Source organism: Geosporobacter subterraneus DSM 17957, assembly GCF_900142145.1.
Taxonomy (GTDB): Bacteria; Bacillota; Clostridia; order Peptostreptococcales; family Thermotaleaceae; genus Geosporobacter; species Geosporobacter subterraneus.
In genome coordinates, this window is sequence record NZ_FQZV01000023.1 from 13,786 (window position 1) to 31,374 (window position 17,589).

Consider the following 17,589-nt stretch of genomic DNA (forward strand, 5'->3'; position numbering starts at 1 on the left):
CAATGCCCCCTTTATTCATATCTACATATTGATTACACCTGTCTTCTTAAAAATTTCTATCCCTTTTTGATAAAAAGCCACGCTCCTTTTTTCTTCTCCTACCTCTCCATATAACTCCGCCAAGTCCAGATAGCTGGCAGCCAGTTGTTTTGGCAGCTGCATTTTCTGCAGTATTTCTACACCCTCTTCTACTGCAGCAATGGCTTTGTCATAATCCTGTTTACGCCTTTGAATTTGTGCTAAGTGGCGAAGGGCATCTACTCTATGCAATTCCCGTTGGTATCCTTTTGCATAGGAAAGGGCTTCCTGAATCAAAGCCTCTGCTTTCTCATAATCCTTTTGCTCCATATAGTACTGCACATATTCAAAAATAGTATTTGGAAGGGTTGTATCCCCTATTTCCTTCTTTAGTCTATAGGCTTTCTCCAGATGATGTAATGCCTCTTCATATTTTCCTGTTTTTCGGTAAATATGTCCCAGATTATTTTCGATAAAGGCAATCTCTTTCTTTTCATTTTCTTTTCTGTATATGCTCAATGCCTGCTGCAAACATTCCTTTGCTGCCTGGAGATCTCCGCTTTCCATATATCCGGTAGCCAGTAGGGTCAAGGTTTTTCCCTGATCCTGGTGGTTTTCCATTTTTTCCTGGACTTCCTTTACCTTTAAGGCATAATCCAGCGCACTATTTCCCTGACCTAAGCCAACATAACATAGGGAAATATTAAAAAAGGTCTTATAGCTGAGCTCCAGATTATAAATATTATTTTTTTTCAAAATGAGCTCTGCTTGGTTATATTTATCTAACGCAGAATGGAAATAATTCTTATGATAGTACACCAGACCAAGCTGCAAATAGCTCTTAATAACCCCTTCATGATCACCAAAGCTGGAATAGGCCCGAATGCTCTCTTCTAAATAATGGGCGGCTTCTTTATAATTCTTCAGCCGAATATAGATTTGACCCATTAAATGTTTGGCAAGTCCCTCCAGGTCTACAATCCCATGCTCCTCTACTAATTTTATGACCCACTCAACGATTTTACCGGCTTTATGATATTCCTCATTGTAAATCAGAGTCTCTACCTCTAAAAGCCTAACCTCACATATTTTTTTCACCTGAGCCTCTTTTGATTCTACAAGATACTCTACCGTCACGCCCAGCTTTTTCGCAAAGTATTCCAGTAAATCCTGACTTGGATAGGATTTATCTCTTTCAATATGACTGATCTGGGCAGCAGTAATTCGATCTCCTGCCAATTCCTTTAAGGTTAGGTTCATCTTTTTCCGATACAGCTTTACCTTTTGTCCTAAGCTAAGAATCTCCATTCAGTGAGGCCCTCCAAAAAATTAAAGTATTATTATAATATTTTTCGATTTAGGTCTCCATAATCCCTTCAAATTTCATAAAATTATTTACTTTTTATGGTTTTACAAAATTTGCTGCACTGAAGGTTTCTTAAAAAAGACAGCTCCGTATAGCGTTTTTTATAGCATAATAAGCTAAAAATCAGCGACTTCTGAAGCTGACGATGAAATACCTGTTTACAAGCGGCTTCAAACTCTGATGTTTTCCCTTGAATAATTTTTTCCGCTGCCAGACTGCCGCTTTGCATTGCATAATAGATTCCTTCTCCGGTAAAGGAGTCTACTAAACCCGCCGCATCTCCCGCCAATAATATATTTCCTTTTTGAACCTTCCTCCGAAAGCCGCCGGCAGGCAAAAAAGACCCTCTGAAGTTCTTAGGTTCCCCGCTGCTGGGATACAGCCTTGCTACTTTTGCAATATGTTCTTTAAAGTGGTCTGCCAGTTGTTTTTTTTGATAGGAGGGTCCTCCAATTCCTACGTTTATGCAGTTTCCTTGTGGAATAGCCCAGCCCATTGAAAACGCTAAGGGTACACTGAATAGCTTAAAATCCTCAAAAGCTTCACGCTGGTTTACGGAAAGCAGCCCATTCACTGCAAAGCCCATTTTGTACCGGTCTAAGGGGAGCTCCCCCTCCACAAATCCTTTTACAATACTCCCGCTTCCGTCACACCCCAGTACCTTACTGCATAGATACTCATCGGTGGAGGTAATTACCCGAATATATCCCTTTTCCTCCACAATATGCTGGAGCCTCGTGCCTTGGTAAAATCTCACCCTTTGGGCAATCGCCTGATTAAGCAATATGTGATCAAAGTCTTTTCGGTGTACTGTCTTGCCCAGCAGCTGATAATCTTGATGGGTAGAGGCCTTCATACTATGACTATAAAGCGTAATGCTGTATATATCATTCAAAGTAGATCTTTTTGGTATTTCAAAATCCAGCAATCTCAAAGCTTTTATTGGAATAAGACCGCCGCAGTGCTTGTCTCTCGGAAAAGTTGCTTGATCTATCAATAGTACGCTGCAGCCTGCCATTGCCAGCTTCCTTGCTGCAGTAGATCCGGCAGGGCCAGCCCCCACCACGATAACATCATAGCATTCACGATTTGCTGTCATAGCTTTTCCTTCACCCCTAAGGCTTTTTTATATAGTGAAAAATTGTAGCTTCTTAATTCATATCCTATTAGCTGTGTGACTGAGAAATTTTACATTCAGCGGAACGGCACAGAAATTATGCATTTATTCTTTTAGTTTTCCCTTTCTTCTGAAGCACATGCTTTCTTTTTTTGCACTAAGCAAAAGAGCATCCATTTTACAATAAGATGCTCTTTTAATAATAGCTATTCCTTCTGTTTTTTATTGCTTTACTTCTACCAATGCGCCATCCACCAGTTTTTCATGTCCTACCACAACTATCTCTTCTCCTGACTGTAGCCCTCCCGTAACTTCTACATATCCGTCCATGGCCATTCCTGTAGTTACTTCTTTTTTTACCGCTTGGTCACCCTGTTTTACGAAAAGATATTGCTTCCCATTCTCTACAATAATGATTTCCTTTGGCACACCTAATACTTCTTTTCTGCTTTCAGTTACAATCTCTATGGTGGTGAACATTCCTGCTTTTAGCTGCTGATTTCGGTTATCCACCAGTATTTTTATGGGGTAAGTTTTAGCCGGCTCCATGGGTACTGGACCAATACTTGTAATTTTACCCTGAAGCTCCCGCCCCCCTAGGGCATCCATTTTCATCATTACCTGTTGACCTACCTTCACCAGTCCAATATCCTTTTCTGAGATCCCCGCCTCCACATAGAGACTGCTGACATCTACAATGGTAAAGAGCGTTTTTCCCGGACCGATATTTTCGCCTATAGCCACATCCCTCATACTGATGGTTCCTGATATGGGTGCATAAATATTGGTATAGGCAAGGTTCTCCTTAGCCAGGTTATAGTCATTTTGTGCCAGATCGAATAACTCCTTGGCCATACGATACTGGGTCTCTGCCCCTTCGTATTCTGTTTGTGAGATGGCTTGGCTTTCATATAGGGCTTTCATACGCTGATAAGCTTTTTCTGCATTTTCCACCTTGATTTTTTCCATGTTCAATGCAGTAGCAGCCTTATTGAATTGGAGCTGAAACAGGGTATCATCTATTTTACATAACAATTGATCCTTTTTTACATTACTCCCTACTTCACCGTAGAGGGATCCAACAGCTCCGCTGGCTTTTGCTGAAACCATTACTTCTTCCCTTGGCTTCAATACTCCAGGTAAAGACAATTTTCCTGTAAAATCCATTAACCCTGCAGGCATAGTTTTAACATAGGTAATTTCCTGCTGGGGCGACTGTTCACTATTATCTGATTCTGCTTTGACTCCTGTCTCCTTGCTGCAGCCCCCAGCAAAGACACTACTAAGCAGGAGTAATATCAGAAGTTTCTTCATGTCTACCGACTCCTTTCAGTAACCGACGATTTTTTCTATTTTTTCTCCATCCCTTAAATTCTTCCAGCATTACATAAAGCACTGGGATCACCACTAAAGTAAGCACCGTTGCAACACATAATCCAAAGACTAATGAATAACCCAGTGGTGCAAAGAATGGCTGTCTGAGGGTAATCGGTAAAATTCCGCCTACCGTCGTAATGGTTGTGGCCATAACCGGTATAAACCGTGTCATTCCTGTTTCTTTTACTGCATCATAGAGTCCATAACCATTTTTTCTTAAATAGTTAATATAGTCTACCAGTACGATGGCATCATTAACCGCAATTCCAACCAGTGCAACCACACCAATAAAGGATACAAAGCCAAAGTTGTTGCCTGTAATCACATGTCCCGGCATTACACCGATGAGAGCCATTGGTACTGTAAATAAAATAATCAATGGCTGTGTCAGGGAGTTAAACTGTATGGCTAATATTAAGAATACCAATATGGCAGCAATAATCATGTTTCTAAACATATCCGTAAAGGACTCCTGCATATCCTCTACTTCTCCGCCATACTCTATGGTTACTCCCTCTGGAAAAGCATAGTTGGCTATAGCTGCTTGAAACTCTTTGGTAACCTCCGTTGCAATATAACCGGTAGCTAGGTCCGCTGTAATATTGGTCTGCCTTTTCAAGTTTTCATGACCAATGGTCAGGATACTGGTTCCCTCTGCAATAGAAGCAACCTGGGAAAATGCAACGGGATATCCAAATCTAGAGTAAAAATATATTTTTTCCAAATCTTTTACGGTTTCTAATTTATCCCTGGATGTACGAATCATTACATCAATTTCCTCTTGGTTATTGCGGAAGGTTGTTGCCTTTAGCCCGTGAACCGCATTTCGGATGCCCATTGCCACAGTCATATTGTCTAAACCATAAAGGGCAGCCCTGTCTTTATTTACATGAATCTGAATTTCCGGTGTTCCTTCTGCCATACTATTTTTCACATCTATGGTACCCGGTATACCTTTTAGAATCTCTACAAAATCATCTCCCGCTTTCCGGATATCTTCCAGTTTCTCGCCCTTAATACGGATAGTGATGGCATTTCCGCTAGGGGGACCGCTTTCCAGCTCCCGGACATTGATTTCCGCACCGGGAATGTCTTTCAGCACCTGTCGCATCTCTGCAGCAACTTCCATACTGGAGCGCTGCCGTTCCTTTTCTTCTACCAAATCAATAATTACCCTTGCAATATTAGGCGTGCCACCGGAACCCACCTGAAATTCATCAATACTATCTGCACCAATCATCCCGATATTGCTTACAAAGCTTTTGATTTCTTTAAACCGGAACAATCGCCTTTCAACCTCTTCCGCAACAGCGGAAGTCCTTTCTAAGCTGGTGCCGTTAGGTGTTTTAATATCTACATATATGCGGGTATAGTCTGTGGTGGCAAACATTTCTACCTTCAAAATTCCTAAGGGAATCAATGACATACTGAGCACAAAGGCCCCTACGATAATAGCGATTACGCCTCTTCTTCTCCATTTGTTCTGAATGATCTTATAGAGCCGGTCTCCATAGGTTTTTATAATAAAGCTCTCTTTTTCCGATTTTCCTTTTCGAATGACCTTTAGGGCCATACCCCCTGCAAATAAAAATCCAAAAACAAAGGATAGGGTACCGAAACCCATCAAGCCGCCTTCACTATCCTTGAAAGCAAACATGGTCAAAATCAAGACCAGCAATACAGAACCAACCTTCTGAAAGAGTTTTTTCGCTTTGCTTAATTTTCCCTGTCCATTGCTGCGATGTCCTTTTAGTGCCATGGTACATAGGGCTGGGGTTATGGTAACGGCTACTAGAAAGGATGCCGTCAGTGCGAACATAACCGTTTGGGGGATTGGTTTGATAAAAGCACCCATAATCCCCGGGGTCAGCATAATCGGAAAAAATGCCGCCAGTGTGGTCAACGTGGAAGATGCAATAGCTGGAGCTATTTGGTTGGTGCCTACCTTTGCCGCCTGTTCAGAGGATAAACCAAGGAACCGAAGGCGATCAATGTTTTCCATGATGACGATCCCATTATCCACCAGCATCCCCACTGCCAGAATCAATGAGAATAATGTTATACTGTTGAAGGTCATTCCCGTAGCATTCATCAGACCAAAGGCGATAAATATAGATAGGGGAATAACGAAGGATACTACTAAGGATTCTGCAAAGCCGATAAATAGAAACAATACGGTTATAACCAGCAGCAAGCCTGACTTAGAGTTATTAATAACAGTGCCCAGCTCATCCTTTACATAAACTGCCGTATCGCCGCTTACCTCTACCTGCAAGCTTTCCGGATATAAGCGTCCTTTTTGTTCCTTTAAAAGATCATGTATTTTTTGACTGGTTCTAATAATATCTGCCCATTCTTTTTTCTTTACGGCGATGGCAACCGATTGTTTTACTGCAGGCTGTTCCGTGTCTAAGCCATAAGACATTCTGGAGTATGATTCCGGTTCCCGGTGGCCATCCTCTACCACAGCCACATCCTTTAAATAAAGGGGGCTGTTATTCATATAGGTCAGTACTACATTTTCTAACTCCGCCGCCTGTTTCATCTCTCCGACGGTACGAATATTATAGTTTTTATTATCCAGCTTTATATTGCCTCCCGGAAAATTCACATTAGAAAGCATAATTGCATTTTTGATTTGCTCCAATGAAAGGTTATAGGCTGACAATTTCTGAGGGTCTACAATGATCTTGATTTCCCTTTCCAATCCCCCTATAATCTGTACGCTGGAAACTTCTTTCAGCCGTTCCAGGTCGGACTTTATTTTTTCTGCGTAGCTCTTCAGCGATACCAGATCATAATCACCACTGACGTTAATAATCATGATCGGTGCGTTATTGGTCTCAAAGCTATTTACTTCTGGTGTCTCTGCATCCGCAGGCAGTTCATTTTGTATACTGGATACTTTTTCTCGCATTTTTTGTACTGCATCGTCGATATCCACACCGGTTTCAAATTCTACAAATACCATGGAATACCCGTACCCCGAGGTAGACAGAATTTGCTTTACCCTGTTCATTTCGTCCATTTTCTTTTCGATCTTGTCGGTCAACAGCTTTTCTACTTCCTCCGGTGCAGCTCCCGGATAAGTGGTCAGAACATATCCATAGGGCAGCACAATTTCAGGCTGAAGTTCTCTTTTCATTTCAAAATAAGCTGTGATTCCCCAAACAAGGATCACTGTTATCAGCAGATATACAATTCTATAGCGGTCAATAAAAAAGCTGGACCATCTGCCAAGAATATTTATCTTCTCTTCCAGTTCAGGGATATGTCTTTCATTTCTTTTTTCTTCCATACTGTCTCCTTTCTTTCCATATCTCTTATATAGAGACTAAAGTGTTTCTTTCGAAAAAATAAATGCTCTCTTACTATACACTTTTTTATCAAAAAAGTTTCATTTTTCTTTCCTTGCATTTCCTTTTACGGTAATAAAGTTGTTTTGTCTGCTTGGTTTGATATAATTTTTTAGTTTTCCTGATACCTTACTCAGATATTTTATTGGAATAGGATTGTTCTAGTTCTATTTCTTGGACATACTTCATAATGTATTTTATAGATCAGTTTCGGAGAAACTTAAATTATAACAGGCAAAAAGGAGTGACTTACCACCTATGAACACGACGGCTGTCATAAAAGATTCTTCCATCAATGTGAATTCCCCCCTAGCCACTTCTACCTTTAGCAGGATTCTCATAGATTATCTGCAAACCTATTACCGTAATCCAGAAAGAGACCTTATTATTATGTGTATTGGTACTGATCGATCCACGGGAGATTCCCTCGGTCCCTTGATTGGATATAAGCTGGATAAGGGCCTTCGACGCTATAATAACGTTTTTGTCCATGGAACACTGGACGAGCCTGTACATGCTAAAAACTTGAAGGATTCTATCGAATATGTATATAGCACTTACCGGGATCCCTTTGTGATTGCCATTGATGCCTGTCTGGGTAAGCTGGAAAGGATTGGCTATGTAACCGTAGGCCATGGTCCATTAAAACCCGGCGCTGGAGTCAATAAGGAGCTTCCCGCCGTAGGAGATTTGCATATCACAGGTATCGTCAATCTGGGTGGTTTTATGGAATACATTATCCTCCAAAATACGCGGCTCAATCTGGTGATGAAAATGGCAGATACGGTTTCGGAAGCCTTTCAGTATGCATTATGGAAATTCTCAAAAACCACAGAAAAGGAACAGTCTGGATTTCATTAATCTTGACTGTTCCTTTATATTTGAGCAATTAAAATAGAGATTCGTAGCTTCTTCTCTCGATAGAATATATGATGTCATCGATGCCCTTTCCCTTCGCATTAATTACCAGGGCACCTCGATCCATGTCAATTACATTGTCAAAATTATTCAGGTAGCTTAAGCGGCTCCTGTCACTGTCGTATAGTATGGCATCTACAAATCCATCAAAGTTTTCATGGACTACTTCATAACCTCTGGCTTCCAGCTCTCTTCCAACGTTTTCTAGGCCGCTCTGAATTGCTACGATCTTCGGCATCCATACCACCTCCTAGCAGTATTATGACTAGAAGGATGGTTCTTTATACCTTTCATTTCCTTTGTTTATACAGGTTCTTATATTTCTTGGCTGTTGACAAAAGCAGATTTCTTAAAACCACAATTTTTTATGTATCTTTTCCAGCAACAATAACAGCAATTCTATTTTCTATCACTTCAAAGGTTACAGGCGTTGTGCCGATAATATCTCCATCGGTATTTAAAATCATAGGTTCTCTGCTGTGAACCTTTACTTTCTTTCCTTTCAGTATTTCTACCTCCGGCTCCTTCGTATGATCTCCCGTAAAAATCGTAGGGAATAACCGGAGCATTTTCAACTTTGACATAGGCTTGACCAGGCATATGGTAAAATATCCATCGTCTACTTCTGCAGTAGGTACTATCTTCATGCCACCGCCATAGTACTTACCGTTTCCCACTGCAACGAGGGTTATTTTTCCCTTGTAGCTCCAATCATCTATCGTAATTTCTACAGGCTGCAGCTCATACTGAAATAAAGTTTTAAAGACACCGGCTACATAAGCTGTGGGGCCCGAAATATAGCGTTTGATTTCCTCTGTTTTTCTAGCAATCTCTGCATCTAATCCCACGCTGGCTACATTGATAAAATAACGATCATTTACTTTTCCACAGTCAATAGAAATGCTTTTCCCATCTAGAATTGTCTCCAGTGCTTCCTCCAGATTTTGAGAAATCCCTATGGTTTTTACAAAGTCATTTCCCGTACCTGCTGGAATAACACCCAGAGCAGCTGTTCCCCCCACTAGCCCGTTGATTACCTCATAAACAGTACCATCTCCACCTACGGCTACAATCTTTTCATAGATGCCATAAGCAGCCTCTCTCGCAATCTGCTCTGCCTCTCCCTTACAGCTGGTGAATTTCAATGCATAGTCCACAGCCTTCTCTTTTAAAGTCTGTTCGATATAGGCTGCATATTCTAAGCTTTTGCCTTTCCCAGCAACAGGATTGACAATAAATAGTATCCCCATACGTCACTCCTATGAAATCATCTTGGCATACTCGTCCAAGGTATTGCTTTTTGCACGGTCTAAAGCCTGCATTTCCTCAGCGGACAAAGCATAGCTTGCCTTCCCTTTCTTCACTGGCTTTGCATACATGGCACTATTGCTTCTGCCATAGATACTGGTAATAATAAAGCCATTATGCTGATCATCCAGAAGAGCAATGGAAAAGCTTAATTCTCCTCCAGTATCGTCAAAGGCATTGTACCGGACAACCCCCACTTTTTGCACACATTTTAAAAGTCTCTCATCCATAACCTCTAGCTTCTTGTTCATTTGATTTACACGGATGTCTGCCTGATCTACTTTTTCATAGTATTTATGAATAATTTCTTCTAGACTTTGGTTGTCTACACCACGGGCCAGACTGCTGCATTTCTTATCCAGCTTGGATAATTTGCTTCCCTGGATTAGAATCATCGCTAATGCCAGGACATTAAAGATTCCGCTGTACAATAATATGAGTTCGCTGTATTCCTTAACAAAATCAAACACAATATTCATTAAATTCCCCTCTATCCAACCAGATTTTATATTGATTCCGACTCTATTATCTCATGGAAAGCAAAAAAAATAAATAGCATGTCGAAGGAATGAACATGCTATTTTTTACTAGTTTATTCGTTTATGCTTCCAGCTCTTCTTTGATCCGCATCAGGGCTTCTACTGCTTTATCGATGTCTTCCCTTGTGTTGAAGTATCCAATACTGAATCGAACGGTTCCCTGTTCAAAGGTTCCAATGGTTTTGTGGGCCATGGGTGCACAGTGAAGGCCGGAACGAACAGCGATGTCAAATACCTGATCCAAAACATAGCTTACCTCCGAAGAATCTTCCTCTCCTAGGTTAAGAGAAATAACCGCTGCCTGCTTTCGATGATCCTGAGGACCATATAAGACGATTCCCTGAATCTTTTTTAACTGTTTTAGAAAGTATTCTGTTAATTCCTCTTCATGGGCCCGGATTTTTTCGATGCCTTCCTCTAATATAAATGCTACTCCCGCTCCCAAACCTACTATTCCTGGTGTATTGGGGGTGCCGCTTTCATACCTGTCCGGCAGAATCTCCGGCTGGGTCAAATACTCTGACTTGCTGCCTGTTCCGCCCTCTTTCATATGTCTTAATGCAATACCTTCCCGAATATAAAGAATTCCCGTTCCCTGAGGTCCCATGAGCCCTTTATGTCCCGGTGCTGCCAGCAAATCTATATTCATTTTCTGTACATCAATAGGATATACACCTGCAGTCTGGGCAGCGTCTACCAACAGCAATATCTTTCTTTCCCTGGCAATGGCTCCTACCTCTTCTACGGGCATCAAAGTCCCTACTACGTTGGAGGCATGGGTCATGGCAATCAACTTTGTATTCGGTTTAATGGCAGCTTCAATCTGTTTTGGATCTAATGCCCCTGTAGGATCACACTGTACAATCGTGTTTTCTACACCTAACTCCTCTAAGGCCATAATCGGCCGCAGCATAGAATTATGCTCCATGCTTGTGGTCACAACATGATCCCCAGATTTTAAGAGACCTTTTAAAGCCAGGTTTAGTGAATCTGTAGCATTCTGAGTAAAAATAATCTGCATAGGATTGTCGATATGAAACAACTGACACAATAAATCTCTCGTTTTATATATGCTTCGCCCCGATGCTAAAGCCATCTTATGCCCTGATCTTCCAGGATTTGCGTTGTACTCCCGCATACATCGGTCCATAGCCTGATATACCGTTTCCGGCTTTGGATAGGTAGTGGCAGCATTATCTAAATATACCATGATTTCACCTCTTTAATATAGCTCTATTCGATTTTATCCTTCAACATATTATAGTATATGGTATTACTATAATATTCGCTCAGTGGAAAAATTTGTTTCACGTGAAACAGTTATACGTTTTCACCTTCTTATTATAACAGAGATTTATTTATAGTTGAAATAGAAACCATTTATATGAATCTCCCTGTAATAAAGTTTACCAATATTTAACATATTCCCAATCCTTTTTCTATACTATATTTAACAAGTATTTTTATATCATTAGAAGCGAGGAAAATCCTATGGCAAAACAATACTGGCAAACCCAGGCGGGTAACAGGTCCTATTGTATAGAGATGTTTCATGGCGGCTTTTCAGGAAAGGTCATCGTTTATACTAATGACCGGAAGATCCTAGAAGGTATAGAAATGACAAAAGATGGAGATATGATTTGGTTTACTATTGATGATCACCAGTTTCTTATTTATGCCAAGCAAAAATTTTTAAATATGAAATATGTGTTAATCATTGACAATCGGTCGGTAGAAACAGGGGAAATTCAGGACTACTTTGAAAAATTCCAGAAGGAGAAGGTAGAATGGGATCTGAAACGGGAAAAAGGCAGATTCTCCTTTGTGTTTTGGAATGACATATTTTCACCGGGGCATTTTACCCGGTATTGCAGCAGTAATCTCCACTGTATTTAAAAATAGGTTGAAATTGGAACTTTTTTGACTGAAGTTTTTTATTTAATGGCTCTTCCTCGATGGTCATTTTCTCTATTTTTGGCTTAATACGAGCTAACTCCTTATGGAAGAGCAATGAGAAAAAATATTTTCCGGAAGAGTGCTAATTACTGTTTTTTTGTTCTAAGATAATTCTTCTCGTAAAAAAACCATAACGCTTATAGAACTCCACAGCCGCTTCATTCCCTTCCGCTACACCGATTATTCTCGTTTTTACCTCCATTCGGTCCAGCCACTCCAAAGCCCTTTTCATAAGCTGGTCTCCCAACCCATATTTCCTGTACGCTTTCTCAATAAAGAGAGAATCGATTTCTCCGATCCCATTCTTATTCACCGTACTGATACAGTAACCAATATAAGCATTGATCTCCTTGTCTCTTACCAAATCTATCTTCAAATCTAGGTTACTATCATTTATAAATTTACGCTTCCTTGCATTAAAGGTCTGCTGCCGGAACTTATCAGGAAAATAGCTGGAATGAAGCTGGTGGTGATTATTCAGCTTTTCCCATAGTGGTTGCACTAAGTCCAGCAATTCTTTATCGCCCTGTATAAACTCTAAATGATCCATCAAATTCCTCCTCCATTATTATTCATGATCTTTACTGCTTCTCACCTTAACTCTTACACTAAAATCTTTTCAAAGTTTATGCTGTCGTGCCACCTTCTATTCTGGTAGATGTACTGATGATTACGCCCGAAAAATTGAAAGCCATTTTTGATCAGTAGGATTTGTGAACCGATATTCTCGGGAGATATGCCGGCTTCGATACGGAGCAACTTATGAATATATTGGGCCTCCTCCAAAACCATTCCTACAGCCCTTGTAGCATACCCTTTACCATTGTAAACCTCGCCGATTCTATAGCCTAATTCCGCCTTATTGAAACAGCCTCTTGCAATGGATACTAGATTCACCCGACCTATAATGTTTTCCATGGAATCCTTGTTTAAATACATATAGTGGCAGCCTTCTTCCTGGTCTTCCACTAGTTCTTTCATGATACTTTTAAAAACTGTCGGGTCATAGTATTCATTTCTTCTGGTCAATACCATTCTTTCAAAAAAAGTCCTGTTCTCCAATTCGAATTGATAGAGCTCTTCTGTGTCTGTTTCCTGAAGCAGACTGATTTTTATTACTTCCATTGTGCTCCTCCTGGTACCACTCATTGAAAGCGAAATATTTTCTTTCCCATGTTGTTTATTTTCGGGAGGGCACAGAGACCCTCCTCTACTACTTCATTTATACCCCAGTGCTTCGTAGTGGCGGTTTCCATACCCGCCAGTTCGTTTCTGTTTTTATTTTTTTTAGGAGAACAAAGGTTTCTTCCCTTGCCTTCTTAACACCTCACATTCTACACCTTGCCTGACTCTGTATAATATTTATCTTCATACCATTTCATTTGGTTTTCCTGAATATATTTTCTGATTTCATCTAATTCTTTCTGATTTCTAATAATATGGTCGTAGAAACTTCGCTGCCATAAGGGCTTGTTCTTTTGATTTTTATTATACACGTAGGTAGTATAAGATTTAAATCTTCCGATGATCTCCTGTAGTGGCGGGTTTCCATGCCCGCCAGCATTCTGCAGTATTAAAACTCCATGGATATGATTAGGCATTATGCAGTATTGATCTATCAAAACCTGAGGAAAGATCTTAGGCAAATGGATAACCGCTTCCTCCACATATTGACCAAGGTCTGTTAACTCTATCATTGGGAGGGCACAGAGACCCTCCCCTACTATATTGCCTAATATATTCTGTCGATCATGAGTGCATATTATTACGAAGTAGTACCCATTTTGAGAATAGTCATAATCCTTTAATCTCATAGTTTTTCTTTGTGGAGTCTCTTCCATTACTAATACCTCCCATAAGTAATAGAATTTAGATAGCTCAATGAGAGATTTCATGCCACACCTTGGTTAATTATTTATTCTTCTCGGGAGGGCGCAGAGACCCTCCCCTACTATTTCATTCATGCCACTGTGCCTTGTAGTGGCAGGTTTCCATGCCCGCCAATCCTTTTTTTCTTATCTTTTCTCGGAGGACACAGAGACCCTCCCCTACTTCTTATTTGCCTTTATATTGCAATTGAAAAAATACCCTTTAACCTGTTGTAAACGCCTTCAATGTGCTAATGTTTTCTACTAACCTATTCTTATGAAAAGGTTTTAGAATTAGATTCTTTTCCTTCATCCTATGTCTTATTCTCATAAAACCCTGATCCTTTAGGAGTTGTCCCTCCATAATATTCATGTGCAGATCCCCAGCTCTTTCATTACTGTGAATATAAAGGGTATGGATATATTTCTCTACCCTCTCATACCACTCATCGATTCCAATTTTCCCATAGGCCAGCACATGACCAATATCTAGGGCCAATCCTAAGTTGTCTTCATTTACCTGCTCTATGATCTCTATCATATGGTCTGGATGATATTCAAAGGTGTTGCATAGAGAAATCCGCAGCACTTTTTCCCTACAGGTTATCTCTTTCCAGAATTGGATGGACCCCTCTATCCATCCCCTGTCATAGAATTCAACCTGAATAATGGGTAAATAGGTAGACAAGAAAATAATTTCCTTAGCGTCTATAGATTTTGCATAATCAATGGCTTCCAACACCTTTCTTCTAACTACTTCTCTTATAGCAGGTTCTGGTGTTCCCGGATTTAAGTCTATATATGGACCATCTACTATTATACTTCCGCGAAAACCTAGTTCCCTTATTTTGTTTTTGGACTCTATGTCTATACAATTTAAAAATCCGGGATATTGCGGGTTTTCTATATTTAATATATTGATCTGCTTGATCAGTGACCGGTCTACATGATTAATATCAAAGCCAATACCAATATTCATAGACTCCTCCGTTGGATATACTTATTCTCTATATAATTTCTTAAATCCTCTTTCTCTTTTGTTCCGATTTCCTTTTCATAATTGTTTCACGTGAAACACATTCTATCTTTACTGCTTCCAATCTGTTTTTCCCGGATATCCTCCAGGAGGCGTTCTATTCTCTGCAGCCGCTCCATATTCATTTTCATTTGCTTTGGCAGCTTAAAAGCCAAATAATAAAAGATATATATAATTCCAATAATCAGTATCGAATTAATCAACTGGAAAATGAATAACCCATTGTAAAGATTCCATATCTAGTCATTGCTTCCTCCTCCCTTCTCTTTATCCTTTAAGATAGCTTCTATATTTGTCACCTTCACCTGTATATCATTTAAGGTGCCAATGAACCATCCAGTAAACATCACGATAATAAATATGACAATACAACCTAACATTTCTCACGATCTCCTATTTTACAATTGGTCTTTTTCACATTCCTGTATCCATTTTTTGTCCATATAGCTTACTTGAAGCGGCTTTTAAAGAATAGTATCAGATAGAAAGATGCCGTTACCAACAGATAATATGAAAGAAGCTTTGGAACTCTAATATGAAGAACGTTCATTGATATAATAAGGATCAACAGAACCATATTATTAATATAAAGCAGATTTTGTATTTTTTTGTTCACTGATAACACCTCCCCTACTATTTCGAAGAAAGAATATAGATAATCAAACGGCTAACTAAAACAGCAACAGGAAACTTCCCTTTACTTGAAAAATCATATAAAGGGATAAAGCAAAGAGCACTATGCTCAGCACAATGTTATAGAATTTCCTCTTTCGGTTATATGCTTTAAGGTATTCATCAAAGGTCTTTCTACTCCCATATTTCATTTAGGTGCATACCCCTCCTATTCAAGATCCTCGGCCCTCTCATAAAAGTATCTTCCTATAACCGTTGCATAAACTGCTGCGAGCACAGCTTTCGGAATCCACCCAAAGTTAAGAACAATATAAAATTTAATTCTTATAATATCCCAAACAGTTGCATCCGGTGTCCGCTTAACAGTCATAAAAAAAGTAGACAAAAGACCTAAAAACGCATAGGCTACAATGAAACTCACAAGAAAAAGAATTAAATTTTTCAATTTATTCCCTCCTGGCTTATTTTTGTAATTTCTTTTCTATCAGCTGCTTTGCAGGTTTAAATAGAAACAGCAAAACTGCAAATAAGATCAGGTTATAGGGGTTTATCCAAAATAACCAGTCGATAATTTTTCCAGAAATGAATATAGCTGTAGGCCCGTCAGCACCGCCAATGATACCGATACTGGCCGCCTGCTTATTGATATTAAAAAGCATGTTAAAAATCTGCAGAAGACTCCAGATAATAAAAGAAGCAATGATATGTATGCTAAAGGTCCATTTTATTTCTCTCATTTATATATCTCCTTCCCTCAAATGCTGCTTTTCAATTTCTTTTCAAAGCCAGTTTAACTTTTATTCAGAAGTTCCAGCCACAAAGAGTTCCAAGACTATAGTGCTATTAAAAAATTATAATCTACGTTGTAAAAGTTTCCTCTATTTTACTCCTCCTGGTGCTATCTATATAAAGATCGTAAAAGACCTTACTTATAGGATACTATAGATTCTCAATTTGTTCCCATATTTTTTTGTAAAAATAAAAACCGCCTATTTCAGCGGTTTATACCATCATAACACCTTCCAGTGTAATTACAGCTTTTCCTCCAACCTTTACAATCAGATCTTCTTTGCTTCCTTCCAGCTTCACCATGATCTTGCTTGGTCTGTCCATATAGTAGCCTTGTTCGCAAAGCAGTGTGTGTTCTCCCGCCCACAGGATGATGTCATTTTGGATCAAGTAGGCTCCTAAGGCTCCATTGGAAGTTCCTGTTGCCGCCTCCTCATTGATTCCGGCAGCAGGCGCAAAATTTCTACAGGCAAGGCTTGAACCTTTATCTTCTGTTTCTAAAGAAAAAGCATGTACCCCTACTACACCTAACCGATTGCTATAGGCGGCCAGAGCATTCCAGTCCGGACGAATGTTCTTCAATACATCAAGGCTTTTTACAGGCAAAATTATATCCGGGAGTCCCGTAGAGATTCCCTGGGGGGTTGCCTCTATTCCCTCCAAACCAATATCTGTTTCCTTTATGCCCATAATTTCTGCCAGTTCTTTTTTATTTTGCACAGAAAAAACAAATTGGGGCTTTGCCTGGGTCATATAAATATGGGCAACCTCATGGGTTTCAAAATAAATCTCTACAGGTAATATCCCTGCACCGGTTTTTTGCTTTACAATCTTTACTGCTCCATCCCCTTCAATATACCCTTTTTTCGCCAACACAAAGAAGGCTCCTATGGTTGCATGTCCACATAGATCCACCTCTTGCGTAGGAGTAAAAAAACGTACATGAAAATCAGCCGTGCCACCCTTTTGCTTTGTCACAAAAGCAGTCTCGGAAACATTCATCTCTCTGGCAATTTGCTGCATTTGTCTGTCTGTAAGTCCTGCAGCGTCAGGAACCACTCCAGCAGGATTCCCGCCGAAGGGTATATCTGTAAATGCATCTACTTGATAGATAATTTTCTCCATTGGCATCACCCATTTCTCTTGATCTATTTAAATAGAGGATAGAATTAGACACATAATTACTCTTTTATCATAGTATAAAGCCCTTTTTCTGTCCACATCTTATAAATGGAAAAAGATTTTTCACTTCAGGAAGCACAGTAAAATTATTCCTTAAAAGAATAAAATTGACTCTCGTCAATTATT

Annotated in this window: 18 protein-coding genes; 2 read left to right on the forward strand and 16 right to left on the reverse strand. The window is 39.7% G+C overall.

Translation table 11 applies throughout. The features are described 5' to 3' along the window. Nucleotides 1–21: 21 nt before the first annotated feature. The 4 genes from BUB56_RS09665 to BUB56_RS09680 all read right to left on the reverse strand — a co-directional run bounded on the left by BUB56_RS09665 (nucleotide 22) and on the right by BUB56_RS09680 (nucleotide 7,176). Nucleotides 22–1,326, reverse strand: coding sequence for a helix-turn-helix domain-containing protein (locus BUB56_RS09665; protein WP_110941113.1), 1,305 nt, complete (start codon nucleotides 1,324–1,326; stop codon nucleotides 22–24). An 83-nt stretch (nucleotides 1,327–1,409) separates the two neighbouring features. Continuing rightward, on the reverse strand, nucleotides 1,410–2,483 hold the full coding sequence (locus BUB56_RS09670; protein ID WP_110941114.1) for a geranylgeranyl reductase family protein: 1,074 nt from the start codon (nucleotides 2,481–2,483) through the stop codon (nucleotides 1,410–1,412). Nucleotides 2,484–2,723: 240 nt separating this feature from the next. Beyond that, nucleotides 2,724–3,815 carry an efflux RND transporter periplasmic adaptor subunit gene (locus BUB56_RS09675; RefSeq protein WP_110941115.1) on the reverse strand — a complete coding sequence of 364 codons (1,092 nt, stop codon included), beginning with the start codon at nucleotides 3,813–3,815 and terminating at the stop codon, nucleotides 2,724–2,726. Continuing rightward, the gene (locus tag BUB56_RS09680) at nucleotides 3,784–7,176 is read right to left on the reverse strand and encodes an efflux RND transporter permease subunit (protein WP_110941116.1); all 3,393 of its coding nucleotides are present in this window, start codon (nucleotides 7,174–7,176) and stop codon (nucleotides 3,784–3,786) included. Before BUB56_RS09680 ends, BUB56_RS09675 begins: the two co-directional genes overlap by 32 nt. Nucleotides 7,177–7,492: 316 nt before the next feature. Between BUB56_RS09680 and yyaC the strand changes: the two genes are divergently transcribed. Beyond that, the gene (yyaC, locus tag BUB56_RS09685; RefSeq protein ID WP_110941117.1) at nucleotides 7,493–8,095 is read left to right on the forward strand and encodes a spore protease YyaC; all 603 of its coding nucleotides are present in this window, start codon (nucleotides 7,493–7,495) and stop codon (nucleotides 8,093–8,095) included. Nucleotides 8,096–8,123: 28 nt separating this feature from the next. Here yyaC and BUB56_RS09690 read toward each other — a convergent pair whose 3' ends face one another. The 4 genes from BUB56_RS09690 to BUB56_RS09705 all read right to left on the reverse strand — a co-directional run bounded on the left by BUB56_RS09690 (nucleotide 8,124) and on the right by BUB56_RS09705 (nucleotide 11,209). After that, the gene (locus BUB56_RS09690) at nucleotides 8,124–8,390 is read right to left on the reverse strand and encodes a YkuS family protein (protein WP_110941118.1); all 267 of its coding nucleotides are present in this window, start codon (nucleotides 8,388–8,390) and stop codon (nucleotides 8,124–8,126) included. A gap of 127 nt (nucleotides 8,391–8,517) precedes the next feature. Next, entirely contained in the window at nucleotides 8,518–9,402 is an 885-nt protein-coding gene (locus tag BUB56_RS09695) for a diacylglycerol/lipid kinase family protein (RefSeq protein ID WP_110941119.1), read from the reverse strand. Nucleotides 9,403–9,411: 9 nt separating this feature from the next. Next, nucleotides 9,412–9,939, reverse strand: coding sequence for a DUF4446 family protein (locus BUB56_RS09700; protein WP_110941120.1), 528 nt, complete (start codon nucleotides 9,937–9,939; stop codon nucleotides 9,412–9,414). 121 nt (nucleotides 9,940–10,060) lie between these two features. Next, on the reverse strand, nucleotides 10,061–11,209 hold the full coding sequence (locus tag BUB56_RS09705) for an aminotransferase class V-fold PLP-dependent enzyme (protein ID WP_110941121.1): 1,149 nt from the start codon (nucleotides 11,207–11,209) through the stop codon (nucleotides 10,061–10,063). A 281-nt stretch (nucleotides 11,210–11,490) separates the two neighbouring features. On the opposite strand from BUB56_RS09705, the gene BUB56_RS09710 reads away from it, so the two are divergent. Further along, nucleotides 11,491–11,895: a hypothetical protein gene (locus BUB56_RS09710; RefSeq protein WP_110941122.1), complete on the forward strand. Its 405-nt coding sequence runs from the start codon at nucleotides 11,491–11,493 to the stop codon at nucleotides 11,893–11,895. Nucleotides 11,896–12,037: 142 nt separating this feature from the next. Here BUB56_RS09710 and BUB56_RS09715 read toward each other — a convergent pair whose 3' ends face one another. The 8 genes from BUB56_RS09715 to BUB56_RS09745 all read right to left on the reverse strand — a co-directional run bounded on the left by BUB56_RS09715 (nucleotide 12,038) and on the right by BUB56_RS09745 (nucleotide 17,406). Beyond that, nucleotides 12,038–12,505, reverse strand: a complete 468-nt coding sequence (locus BUB56_RS09715; RefSeq protein ID WP_110941123.1) for a GNAT family N-acetyltransferase — start codon at nucleotides 12,503–12,505, stop codon at nucleotides 12,038–12,040. 53 nt (nucleotides 12,506–12,558) lie between these two features. Continuing rightward, complete coding sequence (locus BUB56_RS09720; protein WP_110941124.1) at nucleotides 12,559–13,080, reverse strand: GNAT family N-acetyltransferase; 522 nt, start codon at nucleotides 13,078–13,080, stop codon at nucleotides 12,559–12,561. A gap of 209 nt (nucleotides 13,081–13,289) precedes the next feature. Then, entirely contained in the window at nucleotides 13,290–13,796 is a 507-nt protein-coding gene (locus tag BUB56_RS09725; protein WP_190014381.1) for a transposase, read from the reverse strand. Nucleotides 13,797–14,046: 250 nt separating this feature from the next. After that, entirely contained in the window at nucleotides 14,047–14,802 is a 756-nt protein-coding gene (locus BUB56_RS09730) for a TIM barrel protein (RefSeq protein WP_110941126.1), read from the reverse strand. Nucleotides 14,803–15,098: 296 nt separating this feature from the next. Next, complete coding sequence (locus tag BUB56_RS19400; RefSeq protein ID WP_190014383.1) at nucleotides 15,099–15,239, reverse strand: hypothetical protein; 141 nt, start codon at nucleotides 15,237–15,239, stop codon at nucleotides 15,099–15,101. Nucleotides 15,240–15,700: 461 nt separating this feature from the next. Beyond that, complete coding sequence (locus BUB56_RS09735; RefSeq protein ID WP_110941127.1) at nucleotides 15,701–15,937, reverse strand: hypothetical protein; 237 nt, start codon at nucleotides 15,935–15,937, stop codon at nucleotides 15,701–15,703. A 16-nt stretch (nucleotides 15,938–15,953) separates the two neighbouring features. Beyond that, nucleotides 15,954–16,229: a sodium ion-translocating decarboxylase subunit beta gene (locus BUB56_RS20210; protein ID WP_207650424.1), complete on the reverse strand. Its 276-nt coding sequence runs from the start codon at nucleotides 16,227–16,229 to the stop codon at nucleotides 15,954–15,956. Nucleotides 16,230–16,494: 265 nt separating this feature from the next. Then, nucleotides 16,495–17,406: a PhzF family phenazine biosynthesis protein gene (locus tag BUB56_RS09745; protein ID WP_110941157.1), complete on the reverse strand. Its 912-nt coding sequence runs from the start codon at nucleotides 17,404–17,406 to the stop codon at nucleotides 16,495–16,497. Nucleotides 17,407–17,589: the final 183 nt, after the last annotated feature.